This window comes from Bacillus sp. ISL-78, assembly GCF_018613455.1.
Taxonomy (GTDB): Bacteria; Bacillota; Bacilli; order Bacillales; family DSM-1321; genus Peribacillus; species Peribacillus frigoritolerans.
Map to the genome: position 1 here is coordinate 1 of NZ_JAGGQC010000042.1, position 15,942 is coordinate 15,942.

Below are 15,942 nucleotides of genomic sequence, written 5' to 3' on the forward strand. Positions count from 1 at the left end.
CATCCGGCTGGTCTTTTTTTGTTTGTAATTAAAAAAAATTTCCTTTTTCAGGGACAGCACGGACTGGCCTTATTTGAATTGGTAGTCATATCATGAGGAGGAATGGATGAGCTGGGGAAATGGGGCAGAATTTAAGTGGTGAAACCTTAAGGAGAAGAAAAATTTCAGGTTTTACATCCATTAATATAGGGTATTTATGTAAGATATTTCAACTTTAATGTTCAATGGGGTATGTAACTACATATAATTTGGAGAAAATGGATATTACAGAAAGAAAGTGCGTTTAAGTTGCAAAATGCATTATTCCTTGTATAATAATAGTCAAATATAGTCAAAGTCAGAATGGAGGAGGCTGAGTGAGAAACATATCTGATGTTATCGAAACTTATTTGAAGCAGGTACTTGAAATAAGTCAAAAAGATATCTTGGAGATTAAAAGAAGTGAAATAGCAGATAAATTTCAGTGTGTTCCTTCTCAAATCAATTACGTAATCAATACCAGGTTTACCATCGAGAGAGGTTATGTTGTAGAGAGTAAGCGTGGAGGCGGCGGTTATATACGCATCATGAAAGTGGAATCACAGGATTCCGTGCAACTTATCAACCAATTATTATCGCTTATTGGTTCCAGGGTAACTCAATCGATGGCTGAAGGAGTAATTTCACGGCTGATGAATGAAGACGTCATTAATGAAAGAGAAGCAAAGATTATGATGAGCGTCATAGATAGATCGGTGATTTATATCGACCTGCCTGACCGCGATGAGCTTAGGGCAAGAATTTTAACTGCGATGCTTACGACTTTAAAATATAAATGAAACTGGCAGAGGTGATGAACGTTGATTTGCCAAGAATGTCATCAAAGGCCTGCTACCCTGCACTTCACCAAAATCATCAATGGAAAAAAGACTGAAGTCATGATTTGTGAGAAATGTGCTCAGGAAAAAGGTGAAATGTTCATGGAGGCAGGTGGACCTGGTTTTTCAATAAATAATTTATTAGCAGGATTGTTGAATATGGAGTCGAATATTCAACAGACAAAGGCAAATGCATTTCCGAAAACGGAGGAGAGACGTTGCCCGCATTGCCATCGATCTTATAAAGAATTTGTCCATATTGGCAAGTTTGGCTGTGCCGAATGTTATAAAACGTTCAATGAACAGTTAAATCCCATTTTAAAGAGGGTTCATAGCGGCAATACAGCACACATAGGAAAAATTCCAAAAAGGATTGGCGGCACCATATATCTTCGAAAGCAAATTTTGGATTTGAAAGAAGTTTTAAAGGTCCACATTGATCAAGAGGAGTTTGAGAAAGCGGCAGAAGTAAGAGATAAGGTTCGTTCCCTTGAAAAAAGGTATGAAGCACAAGAGGGAGGCGAGGAATTATGAGCTTGGAAAAGTTTGTAGAAAACGCCTTGAGTTCCTGGATGAGTGCCGAAGGGCCGGAAATCGATATTGTATTGAGTTCGCGGATTCGGCTGGCCAGGAATTTCAAAGACTTTACCTTCCCAACCTCCTTTTCGAACGAAGAAGCTAATAAAATCATTGAATTGGTCAAAAAAAGAATCGAAGAGGAAGTAACCCCGGAGATTGGAAAATTGGAACTATTAGAGATTGACCAATTGCAGCCACTGGAAAAGCGCGTTCTGGTTGAAAAACATTTAATCAGTCCTCATTTAGTTGAAGATTCAGCGAAAAGCGCTTGTCTCCTTTCGGAAAATGAAGAAATAAGTATCATGATAAACGAAGAGGACCATCTCCGTATTCAATGTTTAATGTCGGGATTGCAGCTAAAGGAAACCTTAAAGATTGCAAATGTTCTTGACGATTGGATTGAAGAATCCATAGACTATGCATATGATGAAGAAAGAGGATACCTAACTAGTTGTCCGACTAATGTGGGAACTGGGTTAAGGGCTTCAGTCATGATGCATCTGCCGGGCCTGGTCCTTACACAGCAGATGAATAATATCATACCGGCTATCAACCAATTGGGGTTGGTGGTTCGAGGGATTTATGGAGAGGGAAGTCAGGCGTTGGGGAATATTTTTCAAATTTCCAATCAGATCACTCTTGGAAAATCGGAAAGGGACATCGTTGAAGATCTAACGAGTGTAGTGCAACAAATCATAGCCCAGGAACGGTCAGCGAGGGATGCATTAGCGAGGACTTCCCACATACAATTAGAAGATAGAATTTTCCGTTCATATGGGGTTTTGTCCAATGCTCGAATCATCGAGACCAAGGAAGCAGCTACATGTATCTCCGATGTTAGGTTAGGGATAGATCTTGGGTATATAAAGAATATTTCCAAAAGCATTCTAAATGAATTGATGATTTTGACGCAGTCGGGATTTTTACAAAAGTACGCTGGCGGCCCTTTAAGACCCCATGAAAGGGATATCCGTAGAGCAGCACTCATCCGGGAACGCTTAAATTTCACGGAATCTTCCTCCTCATAGAGGTTATTGACCTCTTTAGGGAGAATTAAATTTCATTAATAGATATGGAGCAAGAATAAGCTTCTGCCATTACTTAGAGTATTGCCAGCAACTTTATTCAAAACGAAAATTCTAAAGGAGGAATTCCCTATGATGTTTGGTCGTTTTACTGAAAGAGCCCAGAAAGTATTAGCATTAGCTCAAGAAGAGGCAATCCGTTTAGGTCATAATAATATTGGCACGGAACATATTTTACTGGGCCTGGTTCGAGAGGGTGATGGTATTGCAGCCAAAGCATTATTCGCTCTTGGATTGGGTCCGGAGAAGATTCAGAAAGAAGTGGAAAATTTAATTGGCCGTGGACAGGATACGGCTCAAACGATACATTATACCCCAAGAGCCAAGAAGGTCATTGAGCTTTCCATGGATGAAGCAAGAAAATTAGGTCACTCATATGTTGGGACAGAGCATGTCCTTCTAGGTCTTATTCGAGAAGGGGAAGGTGTCGCTGCCCGCGTATTGAATAATCTGGGAGTAAGTTTAAATAAAGCTCGACAACAAGTATTACAGCTTTTGGGCAGCAATGAATCAGGTGGTCATCAAGGTTCAGCCGCTGCAAATGCAAGCACGCCGACACTGGATGGCCTTGCCCGTGATTTAACGGCGATTGCCAGGGAAGGAAGCTTGGATCCGGTTATCGGAAGAAGTAAGGAAATACAGCGTGTCATTGAGGTATTAAGCCGTCGTACAAAAAATAACCCAGTATTGATCGGTGAACCTGGCGTTGGTAAAACAGCCATTGCTGAAGGGCTTGCCCAACAGATCATCAATAATGAGGTACCTGAGATTTTACGTGATAAACGCGTCATGACACTTGATATGGGTACTGTTGTGGCTGGCACTAAATACCGGGGTGAATTTGAGGACCGGTTGAAGAAAGTCATGGATGAAATACGCCAGGCGGGTAATATCATCCTATTCATCGATGAATTGCATACATTGATTGGTGCAGGTGGTGCAGAAGGTGCCATTGATGCCTCCAATATCCTTAAACCATCATTGGCCCGTGGTGAATTACAATGTATCGGTGCTACAACTTTGGATGAGTACCGCAAGTATATTGAAAAGGATGCTGCCCTTGAACGTCGCTTCCAGCCAATCCAAGTCGATGAGCCGACAATTGAGGAATCCATCCAAATTCTCAAAGGTCTTCGTGACCGTTATGAGGCACATCACCGCGTATCGATTACTGACGAAGCGATTGATGCTGCAGTCAAATTATCAGACCGTTATATTTCCGATCGCTTTTTACCTGATAAAGCGATTGACTTGATTGATGAAGCTGGTTCCAAAGTTAGGCTGCGCTCATACACAACGCCACCTAACCTAAAGGAACTTGAAGTGAAACTAGATGATGTTCGCAAGGAAAAGGATGCTTCCGTTCAGAGTCAGGAATTTGAAAAAGCTGCTTCGCTTCGCGATACAGAACAACGCTTAAGAGAACAATTGGAAGAAACGAAAAAAACTTGGAAAGAAAAACAAGGGCAGGAAAACAGTGAAGTGACTGTGGATGACATTGCACACGTCGTATCCAGCTGGACGGGAGTGCCGGTCACTAAGTTGGCGCAAACGGAGTCAGACAAACTGCTTAATATGGAGTCAATCCTCCATGATCGTGTAATTGGGCAGGAAGAGGCCGTCATTGCGGTTTCTAAAGCAGTACGACGTGCAAGGGCAGGTTTGAAAGATCCTAAGCGTCCAATTGGTTCATTCATCTTCTTGGGGCCTACAGGGGTCGGTAAAACCGAGCTAGCCCGTGCTTTGGCTGAATCCATTTTTGGTGATGAAGATGCCATGATCCGCATCGATATGTCCGAATATATGGAGAAACATTCGACTTCACGTCTTGTTGGATCGCCTCCAGGATATGTTGGGTACGAAGAAGGCGGTCAGTTAACGGAAAAAGTGCGGAGGAAACCATACTCCGTCGTTCTGCTTGATGAAATAGAAAAGGCGCATCCGGATGTCTTCAATATTCTTCTTCAAGTGTTGGAAGACGGAAGACTGACAGATTCAAAGGGGCGTACTGTCGATTTCAGGAATACCATTCTGATTATGACATCGAATGTAGGGGCATCTGCCTTGAAAACTGATAAGTATGTCGGCTTTAACATCCAGGATACTGGTCAGGACTATAAAAATATGAAAGGGAAAGTGATCGAAGAACTCAAACGTGCATTCCGTCCGGAATTCCTGAATCGTATTGATGAAACTATCGTGTTCCACTCATTAGAGAAGGATCATTTGAAACAAATCGTTACATTAATGTCAAATCAGCTTACTACCCGTTTGAAAGAACAGGAGATATACTTGGAGCTGACAGATGCGGCTAGAGAAAAAATTGCCACGGAAGGTTTTGATCCGGAATATGGGGCAAGGCCAATCCGCAGGGCGCTTCAGAAGCATGTAGAGGATTATCTATCCGAAGAGTTGCTTAAAGGCAACGTGAAAAAAGGGCAAACGGTCGTAATGGATGTCGTGAATAATGAGTTTGCAATCCGACAAGGCGAGCCTGTTAATGTAAGTGAATAACCTAGTCCTAAACTTCGAGGTACACGCAGATTCTTTTGCAGTGTACCTCTGTTTTTTATCTATAGGTAGATATGAGTATATATGGGACAAGCAAAGTGAATATTTTTTTAAAAAAACTTATCCTTAAGAAGGATTAAATAAAACAGAGATATAATATCCTTAATATAGATATTTTTTCCAAAGAAAGAGGAGTAATTTATGGCTGTAAAAAAGAAAACAAAATTCATGTGTCAGTCTTGTGGGTATGAGTCCGCGAAATGGATGGGGAAATGCCCAGGCTGCGGTGAATGGAACAAAATGGTCGAGGAAACAGAAATCGTTAAACCTGCAAGAAAAGGCGCTTTTACCCATTCAGAGGTTAGAGTTTCCGGGGAACGGGATAAGGCAGCACCCATAACGACTATTCAATCAGAAAAAGAACCACGCATTAAGACGGATTTAATGGAATTGAATCGTGCTCTTGGGGGAGGGATCGTACAGGGATCACTTGTATTGATCGGAGGGGACCCAGGTATCGGTAAGTCCACCCTGCTTTTACAGGTATCATCCCAATTGGCGCATAAACAGAAAAAAGTGCTTTATATATCAGGTGAAGAATCAGTCAAGCAGACCAAATTGAGAGCGGACCGGCTTGGGACCATGTCGGAAAATCTATTCGTTTATTCTGAAACCGATATGGACTATATCCAACAGGCAATTGCAGACGTTAAACCGGATTTGGTCATTATTGACTCGATTCAAACGGTTTACCATTCGGAGGTTACATCTGCCCCTGGAAGCGTTTCACAAGTGAGGGAATGCACAGCCTCACTCATGCGCATTGCTAAAACGAACGGGATCGCGATTTTTATCGTCGGTCACGTTACAAAAGAAGGGGCCATTGCGGGACCACGGCTGCTTGAGCACATGGTCGACACCGTATTATATTTTGAAGGGGAAAGACACCATACATATCGAATTATACGTGCGGTTAAAAATCGCTTTGGTTCGACGAATGAGATGGGTATTTTTGAAATGAAAGAACATGGATTGGAAGAGGTTGCGAATCCATCGGAAATTTTCCTTGAAGAACGGTCGCAAGGAGCTTCGGGGTCCACAGTCGTCGCATCCATGGAGGGCACAAGGCCGGTGCTTGTTGAAATTCAAGCATTGATTTCTCCTACGAGTTTTGGCAATCCGAGGCGGATGGCCACGGGAATTGACCACAATCGAGTTTCGCTTTTAATGGCTGTCCTGGAAAAGAGAGTGGGCTTGCTGCTCCAAAACCAAGATGCGTATTTAAAGGTTGCTGGCGGTGTCAAGCTGGATGAACCGGCAATCGACCTCGCTGTCGCAATAAGCATTGCATCAAGCTTCCGTGATAAACCAACAAACCCAGCAGATTGCATCATTGGTGAAGTGGGGCTGACTGGTGAAGTGAGAAGGGTGTCACGAATTGAACAAAGGGTGCAGGAAGCCGCTAAATTAGGGTTTGAGCGGGTTATCATACCGGCTAATAATATAGGAGGGTGGACCGCGCCAAAAGGTATTAAGATCATTGGTGTTTCATCGGTTTCGGAGGCTCTTAAACAATCGTTAGGGGGTTAAGCATGACAGATAAAAAAGGGTATGAGAAAACAAAATTGGAAATTCTGCAAATCGTAGCACCGGGTACCCCGCTTCGGGAGGGCATCGAAAATGTTTTGAGGGCAAATACGGGCGGTTTGATAGTGGTCGGTTATAACGAGAAGGTGCGAACGATCGTGGATGGCGGCTTCGAAATCAACTGCAGCTGTACCCCCAGCACATTATATGAGTTGGCGAAGATGGACGGGGCCATCATTTTAAATGAAACCGCCGATAAGATCATTTTCGCAAATGCCCAATTAGTGCCTGATAACAGTACACCTTCCACTGAAACGGGAATGAGGCATAGGACAGCGGAACGAGTGGCAAGGGAGACCAAGTCGTTGGTCATCGCAATCTCACAACGCCGGAATGTCATCACTTTATATCAGGGCAATTTCCGGTATGCCCTTAAAGATATAGGAGTCATACTTGCCAAGGCTAATTTAGCCATCCAGACCTTGGAAAAATACAAGGTGGTCCTGCAGCAGAGCATATCGGTTTTAGGAGCGCTCGAGTTTGAGGAAATCGTGACCTATGCCGATCTTTTGCAGGTATTTCACCGTTATGTGATGGTGCTCCGGATCAAGGCGGAGCTGCTAACGTACCTTAATGAGCTTGGTACGGAAGGAAGGCTGATCCGTTTGCAAATGAATGAAATCCTGGCAGATATTGAAACGGAAGGGAAATGGCTTATCAAGGATTATACCTCCAGTAACGATGAAAATCCCGAGGAAATCATTTTTAGGCTTCAAGAGTTGGCCATGCAGGAAAAATTGGATGAAAGCATTCTACTTAAGGTGTTGGGCTATCATGGATATATACATCTTGATGAGTCAGTACATCCCCGTGGTTACCGTATTCTTCATAAAATCCCACGCTTGCCGGGTTTGATCATCGAAAATTTGGTGAAACAGTTCGGAAGCTTTAGTGAAGTCAATAAAGCTACGGTTGAAAACCTTGACGATGTGGAGGGTATAGGTGAAGTCCGGGCCAATAAAATTAAAGAAGGACTCCGGATTTTGAAAAATCAGCTGGTCACAAATAGAAGGATGTAAGGTTCGGCCGGCTTTTATAAAACTCCTGAATGGGCTTGAAATTGATTGGTGTTTATTTTTGACACTCAAAACTCAGGGTGCTAGGCTAATATTACGAAAAAGAGATGAATTCATATTTGTAAATCCACTAATTCCTTAAGTGAATTTAACGTATATAGTGAAAACGAATTTTCGAAGGTTTCATTTTATTTTATTGGTCAATAATGAGTAGAAGGAGGTGAAAGGGATGTTAAAACGCATTATACAAGCATGCTTCTTAATAGTCGGCGGAACACTTGGTATGTTGCTTATTCCGGAATTATTAATTGTTTTACATGCAGACGATATTGCTTTATTAAACAATCCTTATGTAAGTGTACTGTTGGGTGCCATTATCTTTTATCTTATAACTTTTTGGGCAGTAGATCACGTGATCTATTTTATGAAATGGCTGGAGGAACAGCTTGTAAAGATACCAATTACGGATATAATCTTTGGCAGCGTAGGTCTTTTAGTTGGACTGCTGGCAGCGTTCCTGGTTGGATACGCATTCAGTGCCATCAAGGTTCCCTTTTTGAATACAGTGGTTCCTATCATCCTTACGCTTTTATTTGGATATCTTGGTTTTCAGGTAGGCTTTAAAAAACGTGATGAGCTATTGAGTTTATTCACGAAAAGCAATAAGAAAAAGAACACGGATGGTGAAGTCAGCGAAGAGGATGAAGAGGGGTATAGCAAGCGCCTGAAGATTCTTGATACAAGCGTCATCATTGATGGCAGAATTGCGGATATTTGTCAGACAGGCTTTTTGGAGGGTACCATAGTCATTCCTCAATTCGTATTGAACGAATTGCAGCACATTGCCGATTCATCTGATGCTTTGAAAAGGAATCGTGGAAGGCGGGGTTTGGATATCTTGAATCGGATTCAAAAAGACCTACCGATTAAAGTGGAGATGTACGAGGGGGATTTTGAAGACATTCAGGAAGTGGACAGTAAACTGGTGAAGCTTGCCAAAATATCCGGCGGAATGGTCGTTACCAATGATTTCAATTTAAACAAAGTATGCGAGTTTCAAAATGTGGCGGTACTTAATATCAATGACCTGGCCAATGCCGTAAAACCTGTTGTACTTCCTGGGGAAGAGATGAACGTTCAGGTCATAAAGGACGGGAAAGAGCAGAACCAGGGAATCGCTTATTTGGACGATGGAACCATGATCGTTGTCGAGGGTGGCCGTGACCATATCGGGAAACGGATCGATGTACTTGTCACAAGTGTATTGCAAACCTCTGCAGGCCGGATGATATTCGCTAAACCGAAACTATTAGAAAAAGCATTATAAAGAAGAGTAGGAGAAACCGTTATGTTTTATGAAGTAGTGATCCCTGCAGCAGGACAAGGCAAAAGAATGAAAGCGGGCAAGAATAAACTTTTTATTGAACTATCTGGTATCCCGATCATTGTTTATACACTGCGTGTCTTCGAAGAAGATCCTGACTGTCGGGGGATTATCCTTTCGATAAACCCGGCAGAAAAGGAATATTTCAATCAATTGATAGCAGCGTATGGTCTTAAAAAGATCAAGAAACTGGTCATGGGTGGCAAGGAGCGCCAACAAAGCGTTTATAATGGACTGCAACATGCAGAAGAAGACATCGTTCTGGTCCATGACGGTGCCCGCCCTTTTATTACCCTAGGTCAAATCGGTGAATTGACTACTGCCGCCTCCCTTCATGGAGGTGCCGTAATTGCAGTGCCCGTTAAGGATACGATTAAAAAAGCGGCAAACAAAAAGGTATTGGAAACAGTGGAACGATCAAGCTTGTGGGCGGTGCAAACTCCACAAGCTTTTCGTGTATCCATATTAAAAAGTGCGTATGAACAGGCAGAAGCAGAAGAATTTTTAGGGACGGACGATGCAAGTTTACTAGAGCGGATCAATGAACAGGTAGTTATTATTGAGGGCAATTATGATAATATTAAGATTACGACTCAAGAAGACCTTTATTTTGCAGAAGCGATTTTACATAAACAACAACATGGAAAACGATGATTGGGGAGAATGATATGTTTAGAATAGGACAAGGATATGACGTTCATCAACTAGTGGAAGGCAGGCCTTTGATAATTGGCGGGATTACGATTCCGTATGAGAAAGGGCTGCTGGGTCATTCGGATGCGGATGTCCTTCTGCATACTGTTGCCGATGCCTGCTTGGGGGCAATTGGTGCAGGGGATATCGGTAAGCATTTTCCGGATACCGACCCTGAATTTAAAGATGCCGATTCGGCAAAACTGCTGCAATATATTTGGGCGATCGTAAAAAAAGAAGGATATTCCCTAGGCAATGCGGATTGTACAATCATTGCACAAAGCCCTAAAATGGCACCGTATATCGAGGAAATGCGAGGCAGGATTGCAGAACTTTTAGATTCCTCGATTGACAGGATTAATGTAAAGGCGACCACAACGGAGAAACTAGGATTTACAGGCAGGGGCGAAGGAATCGCGGCACAGGCTGTTGTCTTATTGGTCAAATCAAACTAAATCGTTTTTAGAGTCGATGCCTTTATCCCAATGTATTTAAATGATAATATAAACAATAGAATAGAACGACTGGGAGGTCTATATATATCATGAGCAGCGATATTCGAGTTCGCTATGCACCGAGTCCGACTGGACATTTACATATTGGTAATGCACGGACTGCTTTATTTAATTATTTATACGCACGAAATAAAGGCGGGAAATTCATCATCCGTATTGAAGATACCGACCAGAAGAGAAATATCGAAGGTGGAGAGGAAAGTCAGCTTAAATATTTGAAATGGCTTGGCATGGATTGGGATGAAGGTGTTGATGTTGGCGGTGAATACGGTCCATATCGTCAATCCGAAAGGAACGACCTTTATCAGGAATTGTATCAAGAGCTTTTGGATAAGGGTTTAGCATATAAATGCTATTGTACGGAGGAAGAGCTTGAAGCGGAGCGTGAAGGACAGGTCGAACGCAATGAAACGCCAAAATATTCCGGGAAGTGCAAGCATTTAACTGAGGAAGAGCAAGCGGAATTAGTGGCACAAGGAAGAAAACCGAGCATTCGCTTTGCCGTTCCAGCTGGGAAGGTCCTTACTTTCAAAGATATGGTCAAGGATGAGGTTTCATTTGAAACAGATGGTTTTGGTGATTTTGTCATCGTTAAAAAAGATGGCATTCCAACTTATAACTTTGCAGTGGCCGTCGATGATCACTTGATGAAGATTTCCCATGTCCTTCGCGGTGATGATCATATCTCCAATACTCCAAAACAATTGATGATTTATGAAGCTTTCGGCTGGGAACCGCCGGTATTCGGACATATGACGCTGATTGTAAACGAAAGCAGGAAGAAACTGAGTAAACGTGATGAGTCGATCATCCAATTCATTGAACAATATGAAGAGCTTGGTTATGTGCCTGAAGCTTTATTCAATTTCATTACATTACTAGGATGGTCTCCGGTCGGGGAGGAAGAGATTTTCACGAAGGAAGAATTCATTAATCTTTTCGATGCTGACCGCCTGTCTAAATCACCTGCACTTTTCGATAAGCAAAAGCTTACATGGATGAATAACCAATATGTGAAGCAATTGGACGTCAATCGTGCGGTGGAATTGTCATTGCCTCACTTAATTAAAGCCGGGAAGGTTTCAGAGACACTGACCGCCGAAGAAGAAGAGTGGGTTCATGGGCTTGTTTCACTTTTTCAAGAACAGATGAGCTATGGAGCGGAAATAGTCGAGCTTTCTGAACTGTTTTTCAAGGATGAGGTCGAGTTCGAGCAAGAAGCTAAGGAAGTGCTGGCCGAAGAACAGGTACCTGAAGTCATGAAAGCTTTCCTTCAGGAGATCGAAGGGCTTGAAGAATTTAATGCGGATGAAATCAAGAAGTCGATTAAAGCCGTACAAAAAAGTACAGGGCATAAAGGAAAAAAATTATTCATGCCGATAAGGGCTGCCGTCACGGGTCAAACACATGGTCCTGACTTGCCTAAGGCAATTTCATTACTGGGCCAAGAAAAAATTAAACAGCGTATTCAGAGTATTTTATATTAACAATTTGTCAAAAATGTAATATAGTATTTAATAATCTTACAAAAGAACGCGTAGATGGGGAGAAGTAAGTTAACGAAGCTTTTTAGAGAGAACCATAACCTGCTGAAAGTGGTTCAGGCCTCTCGTTTTCTGAAATGCACCCTTGAGTCCTTTGCTGAACTAACCTATAGTAGGCACAGGCGGAATGTCCTCCGTTACAGGGATTAAAGTTGGGGATGAAGAAACAGGAAAAAGCTATACCTGGTTCGTACATTCCAAACAGAGTGGAACCGCGCTTCAAGCGTCTCTGTCTATTTGGACAGAGACGCTTTTTTATATGCTTTAAAAGCTTCAAAAGGGGATGTTGGAAAAGGACGGAACATAGGGGGGAATCATTTTGTTAAAGATGTTTAAAGAAGATATCGAAGTGGTTTTTGATCAAGATCCTGCTGCGCGCAGCTATTTGGAAGTCATATTGACGTACGCGGGTTTACATGCGATTTGGAGTCATAGGATGGCTCACGCACTATTTAAGAGGAAATTCTTTTTCCTGGCGAGAAGCATATCTCAAATCAGCCGGTTTTTTACCGGAATCGAAATTCATCCAGGGGCTACGATTGGCCGTCGTTTCTTCATTGACCATGGAATGGGGATCGTCATTGGCGAAACTTGTGAAATTGGCGACAATGTATCCGTCTTTCAAGGTGTAACCCTTGGGGGGACCGGAAAGGAAAAGGGAAAACGTCATCCCACGATAAAGGATAATGTTTTAATAGCTACAGGAGCAAAAGTGCTGGGTTCCATCACTGTTGGGGAAAACTCGAAAATCGGTGCGGGATCGGTCGTTTTAAAGGAAGTGCCACCTAATTCTACAGTGGTGGGCATTCCAGGTAAAGTGGTCATACAAGATGGTATCAAAATCAATAAAGATCTAAATCATTGTGATCTTCCTGATCCAATCGCTGATCGCTTTAAGGAATTGGATAGTGAAATCAGAGCCTTAAGGGCAAGGTTGGCCGAACAGAAGCAGGAAGAAAGGAGTCTATAATATGGCGATTAAAATATATAACACAGCAACGAGAAAAAAGGAAACCTTCGTCCCGATTGAAGAGGGAAAGGTGAAGATGTATGTATGCGGACCCACTGTCTATAATTACATTCATATTGGCAATGCAAGACCGGCAATCGTATTCGATACCGTTCGTAGGTATTTGGATTACCGTGGATATGATGTGCAATTCGTTTCGAACTTCACGGATGTGGATGATAAGCTGATTCGCGCGGCAAAAGAATTGGGGGAAGATGTCCCGACCATATCGGAGCGTTTCATCAAGGCGTATTTCGAAGACGTGTCGGCATTGGGCTGCAAAAAAGCGGATGCTCACCCGACCGTAATGGAGAATATGGATGCAATCATTGAATTCATCTCTGCATTAATCGAGAAAGGATTCGCTTATGAATCTGAAGGGGATGTGTATTACCGCACTCGCCAGTTTGAGGGATATGGCAAGCTTTCACATCAGTCCATCGATGAGCTTCGAGTGGGGGCGCGTATTGAAATAGGGGAGAAAAAACAAGATGCCCTTGATTTTGCCCTTTGGAAAGCGGCCAAGGATGACGAAATATCATGGGAGAGCCCATGGGGCAAGGGGCGTCCTGGCTGGCATATCGAATGCTCCGCAATGGTCAAAAAGTATTTGGGGGACACCATCGATATTCATGCAGGAGGTCAAGATCTGGCATTCCCGCATCATGAAAATGAAATTGCACAATCCGAAGCATTGACGGGTAAGACTTTTGCGAATTATTGGATGCATAATGGGTATATAAATATTGAGAATGAAAAAATGTCTAAGTCCTTAGGCAATTTCGTCCTTGTGCATGACATCATTCAGAAGCATGATCCACAAGTGTTGCGCTTCTTTATGTTATCAGTACATTACCGTCATCCGATCAATTATAGTGAAGAAGTGCTTGAAAATGTAAAAGCGTCCCTAGAACGCTTAAGGACATCATATCAAAATTTAAAGCATCGCCTTCAAGTAAGTGACGGGTTGACTGAGAATAATGATGTTTGGTTGGAGAAGCTGAATGATTTACATGAACAATTCATTAAGGAAATGGACGATGATTTCAACACAGCTAATGCAATATCCATGCTTTTTGAACTTTCCAAACAGGCAAATTATTACTTGATGGAGAAAAACACGGACACGGAAGTGATTGATGCTTTCCTTGATAAATTCAACACCTTATTTTCTGTCCTCGGTTTGTCCCTTGAAGAAGAGGGGCTTCTGGATGAAGAAATTGAAGGATTGATACAGCAAAGGATTCAAGCGCGGAAAGACCGCAATTTTGGATTATCCGATGAAATTCGCGATCGCTTGAAAAACATGAATATCATATTAGAGGATACCCCTCAAGGTACAAGATGGAAAAGAGGGTAATTAATGCTTCATTACGATAGTAAGGTAGATGCAAAAATGCTGAACAGTCTTGCTTTAGCATATATAGGTGATGCTGTATACGAAACGTATATACGGCATCACCTCATTCAAAAAGGGGCGGTCAAGCCCAATCTACTTCACAAAAAGGCTACATCTTTTGTAGCTGCTAAAGCGCAAAATAAAATCATCCACTTCTTTCTGGAGTCAGATTGGCTATCGGAAGAGGAATCCGCTGTCGTTCGGCGCGGCCGAAATGCGAAATCAGGTACGGTACCGAAGAATACAGATGTGCAAACGTATCGCTACAGTACAGCCTTCGAGGCTCTTATGGGATTTTTGTATTTATCCGGTCGAATAGAAAGAATGGAAGAACTCATCAAAAAATCCATTGAATACATTGAAGAAGAAAAGGGGAGTAACCCATGAGCGAAGAATATATCATTGGCAGGAACCCCGTATTGGAAGCACTTCGCTCCGAACGGGAAGTTAATAAAATTTGGATAGCCGAGGGCTCGCAAAAAGGCTCGATGCAACCGCTTATCGGTCTCGCGAAGGAAAAGAAGGTGCTCGTGCAAATCGTACCGAAGAAAAAAATTGACCAAATGGTAGAAGGCATCCATCAAGGCGTTATCGCACAAGTGGCTGCATATGAATATGTGGAGCTGGATGACTTATTCGCAAAAGCGGCTGAACGGGACGAGGCACCTTTTTTCATGATTCTTGATGAGGTTGAAGATCCGCATAATTTAGGTTCGATCATGAGGACGGCTGATGCAGTCGGGGCGCATGGAATCATCATTCCGAAAAGAAGAGCGGTGGGCTTGACGGCAACGGTGGCTAAAGCTTCGACTGGTGCAATCGAATATATTCCCGTAGCACGCGTGACAAATTTGGCAAGAGCGGTGGAAGAATTGAAAGAGCGAGGGGTATGGATAGTCGGTACCGATGCGAAAGGCAGCGATGATTACCGTAACATGGACGGAAAGATGCCTATCGGACTTGTTATCGGCAGTGAAGGAAAAGGCATGGCCCGGTTAATGAAGGAGAAATGTGATTTTCTCATCCGTCTTCCAATGGCAGGAAAAGTAACTTCGTTAAATGCATCGGTAGCAGCCGGTTTATTGATGTATGAGGTTTATAGAAAAAGAAATCCCCTAGGGCAATGACGAAATGAATATTCTGTTGGTGGACGGTTATAACATTATTGGAGCTTGGCCGGAACTGAGAGAATTAAAAGAACGGGATCTTGCTGCTGCAAGGGATCGATTGATAGAAATGATGGCGGAATATCAAGCGTTTACCGGATACCGTGTAATTGTCGTATTTGATGCTCAATATGTTCAGGGAATTGCCCGCATATTCAAAAATCACAAAGTTGACGTAATTTTTACAAAAGAAAATGAAACTGCGGATGAAAGAATAGAAAAGATGGCCATCGAACTGAATAACGTCAAAACGCAAATTCAAGTGGCAACCTCTGACTTCACGGAACAGTGGGTGATCTTTGGCCAAGGGGCCCTAAGGAAATCCGCTCGTGAACTGCTTATTGAAATGGAAGAAATTCAAGGTGAAATCAAGAAAGATGTAAGGAAAACAACAACCATAAGACCCGTTGCTAAAATTCCTTTAAGTGAAGAAGTGGCAGAAATTTTCGAAAAATGGCGCCGGGGGAAAATTTGAACCATTGACGGGTAAAATTTACCTGCTGTATAATATTTCTATCTGAGTCAGGTCAGGGGGAT

The 15,942-nt window shown here is 42.6% G+C and carries 15 protein-coding genes and 1 other annotated feature; all 15 genes read left to right on the forward strand.

The window, feature by feature from the left end; all coding sequences use genetic code 11:
* Positions 1-356 precede the first annotated feature (356 nt).
* Positions 357-818, forward strand: a complete 462-nt coding sequence (locus tag J7I96_RS25415) for a CtsR family transcriptional regulator (protein WP_048677843.1) — start codon at positions 357-359, stop codon at positions 816-818.
* Positions 819-839: 21 nt separating this feature from the next.
* Complete coding sequence (mcsA, locus tag J7I96_RS25420; RefSeq protein ID WP_214773334.1) at positions 840-1,391, forward strand: protein-arginine kinase activator protein McsA; 552 nt, start codon at positions 840-842, stop codon at positions 1,389-1,391.
* Positions 1,388-2,464: a protein-arginine kinase McsB gene (mcsB, locus tag J7I96_RS25425; protein WP_053537034.1), complete on the forward strand. Its 1,077-nt coding sequence runs from the start codon at positions 1,388-1,390 to the stop codon at positions 2,462-2,464. The genes mcsA and mcsB overlap by 4 nt, the downstream gene beginning before the upstream one ends.
* Before the next feature lie 129 nt (positions 2,465-2,593).
* Positions 2,594-5,035 carry an ATP-dependent Clp protease ATP-binding subunit gene (clpC, locus tag J7I96_RS25430; protein WP_214773333.1) on the forward strand — a complete coding sequence of 814 codons (2,442 nt, stop codon included), beginning with the start codon at positions 2,594-2,596 and terminating at the stop codon, positions 5,033-5,035.
* Positions 5,036-5,233: 198 nt separating this feature from the next.
* On the forward strand, positions 5,234-6,622 hold the full coding sequence (gene radA, locus J7I96_RS25435; RefSeq protein WP_214773332.1) for a DNA repair protein RadA: 1,389 nt from the start codon (positions 5,234-5,236) through the stop codon (positions 6,620-6,622).
* Between the two features lie 2 nt (positions 6,623-6,624).
* Complete coding sequence (gene disA, locus J7I96_RS25440; protein ID WP_063595517.1) at positions 6,625-7,698, forward strand: DNA integrity scanning diadenylate cyclase DisA; 1,074 nt, start codon at positions 6,625-6,627, stop codon at positions 7,696-7,698.
* A gap of 226 nt (positions 7,699-7,924) precedes the next feature.
* Positions 7,925-9,022 carry a PIN/TRAM domain-containing protein gene (locus J7I96_RS25445; RefSeq protein WP_214773331.1) on the forward strand — a complete coding sequence of 366 codons (1,098 nt, stop codon included), beginning with the start codon at positions 7,925-7,927 and terminating at the stop codon, positions 9,020-9,022.
* Positions 9,023-9,043: 21 nt separating this feature from the next.
* Positions 9,044-9,733, forward strand: coding sequence for a 2-C-methyl-D-erythritol 4-phosphate cytidylyltransferase (ispD, locus tag J7I96_RS25450; RefSeq protein ID WP_214773330.1), 690 nt, complete (start codon positions 9,044-9,046; stop codon positions 9,731-9,733).
* Between the two features lie 14 nt (positions 9,734-9,747).
* Positions 9,748-10,227: a 2-C-methyl-D-erythritol 2,4-cyclodiphosphate synthase gene (ispF, locus tag J7I96_RS25455; protein WP_057276469.1), complete on the forward strand. Its 480-nt coding sequence runs from the start codon at positions 9,748-9,750 to the stop codon at positions 10,225-10,227.
* Between the two features lie 89 nt (positions 10,228-10,316).
* Complete coding sequence (gene gltX, locus J7I96_RS25460; protein WP_095394230.1) at positions 10,317-11,774, forward strand: glutamate--tRNA ligase; 1,458 nt, start codon at positions 10,317-10,319, stop codon at positions 11,772-11,774.
* Between the two features lie 42 nt (positions 11,775-11,816).
* Positions 11,817-12,065: a binding site (T-box leader), on the forward strand.
* A gap of 94 nt (positions 12,066-12,159) precedes the next feature.
* Positions 12,160-12,801, forward strand: coding sequence for a serine O-acetyltransferase (cysE, locus tag J7I96_RS25465; protein ID WP_194719511.1), 642 nt, complete (start codon positions 12,160-12,162; stop codon positions 12,799-12,801).
* 1 nt (position 12,802) lies between these two features.
* On the forward strand, positions 12,803-14,200 hold the full coding sequence (gene cysS / locus J7I96_RS25470; protein ID WP_214773329.1) for a cysteine--tRNA ligase: 1,398 nt from the start codon (positions 12,803-12,805) through the stop codon (positions 14,198-14,200).
* 3 nt (positions 14,201-14,203) lie between these two features.
* A complete protein-coding gene (locus tag J7I96_RS25475) occupies positions 14,204-14,626 on the forward strand; it encodes a Mini-ribonuclease 3 (RefSeq protein ID WP_034305071.1) in 423 nt (140 codons plus the stop codon).
* A complete protein-coding gene (gene rlmB / locus J7I96_RS25480) occupies positions 14,623-15,366 on the forward strand; it encodes a 23S rRNA (guanosine(2251)-2'-O)-methyltransferase RlmB (protein WP_034305069.1) in 744 nt (247 codons plus the stop codon). The genes J7I96_RS25475 and rlmB overlap by 4 nt, the downstream gene beginning before the upstream one ends.
* A gap of 4 nt (positions 15,367-15,370) precedes the next feature.
* Positions 15,371-15,880, forward strand: a complete 510-nt coding sequence (locus J7I96_RS25485; RefSeq protein WP_034305067.1) for an NYN domain-containing protein — start codon at positions 15,371-15,373, stop codon at positions 15,878-15,880.
* Positions 15,881-15,942: the final 62 nt, after the last annotated feature.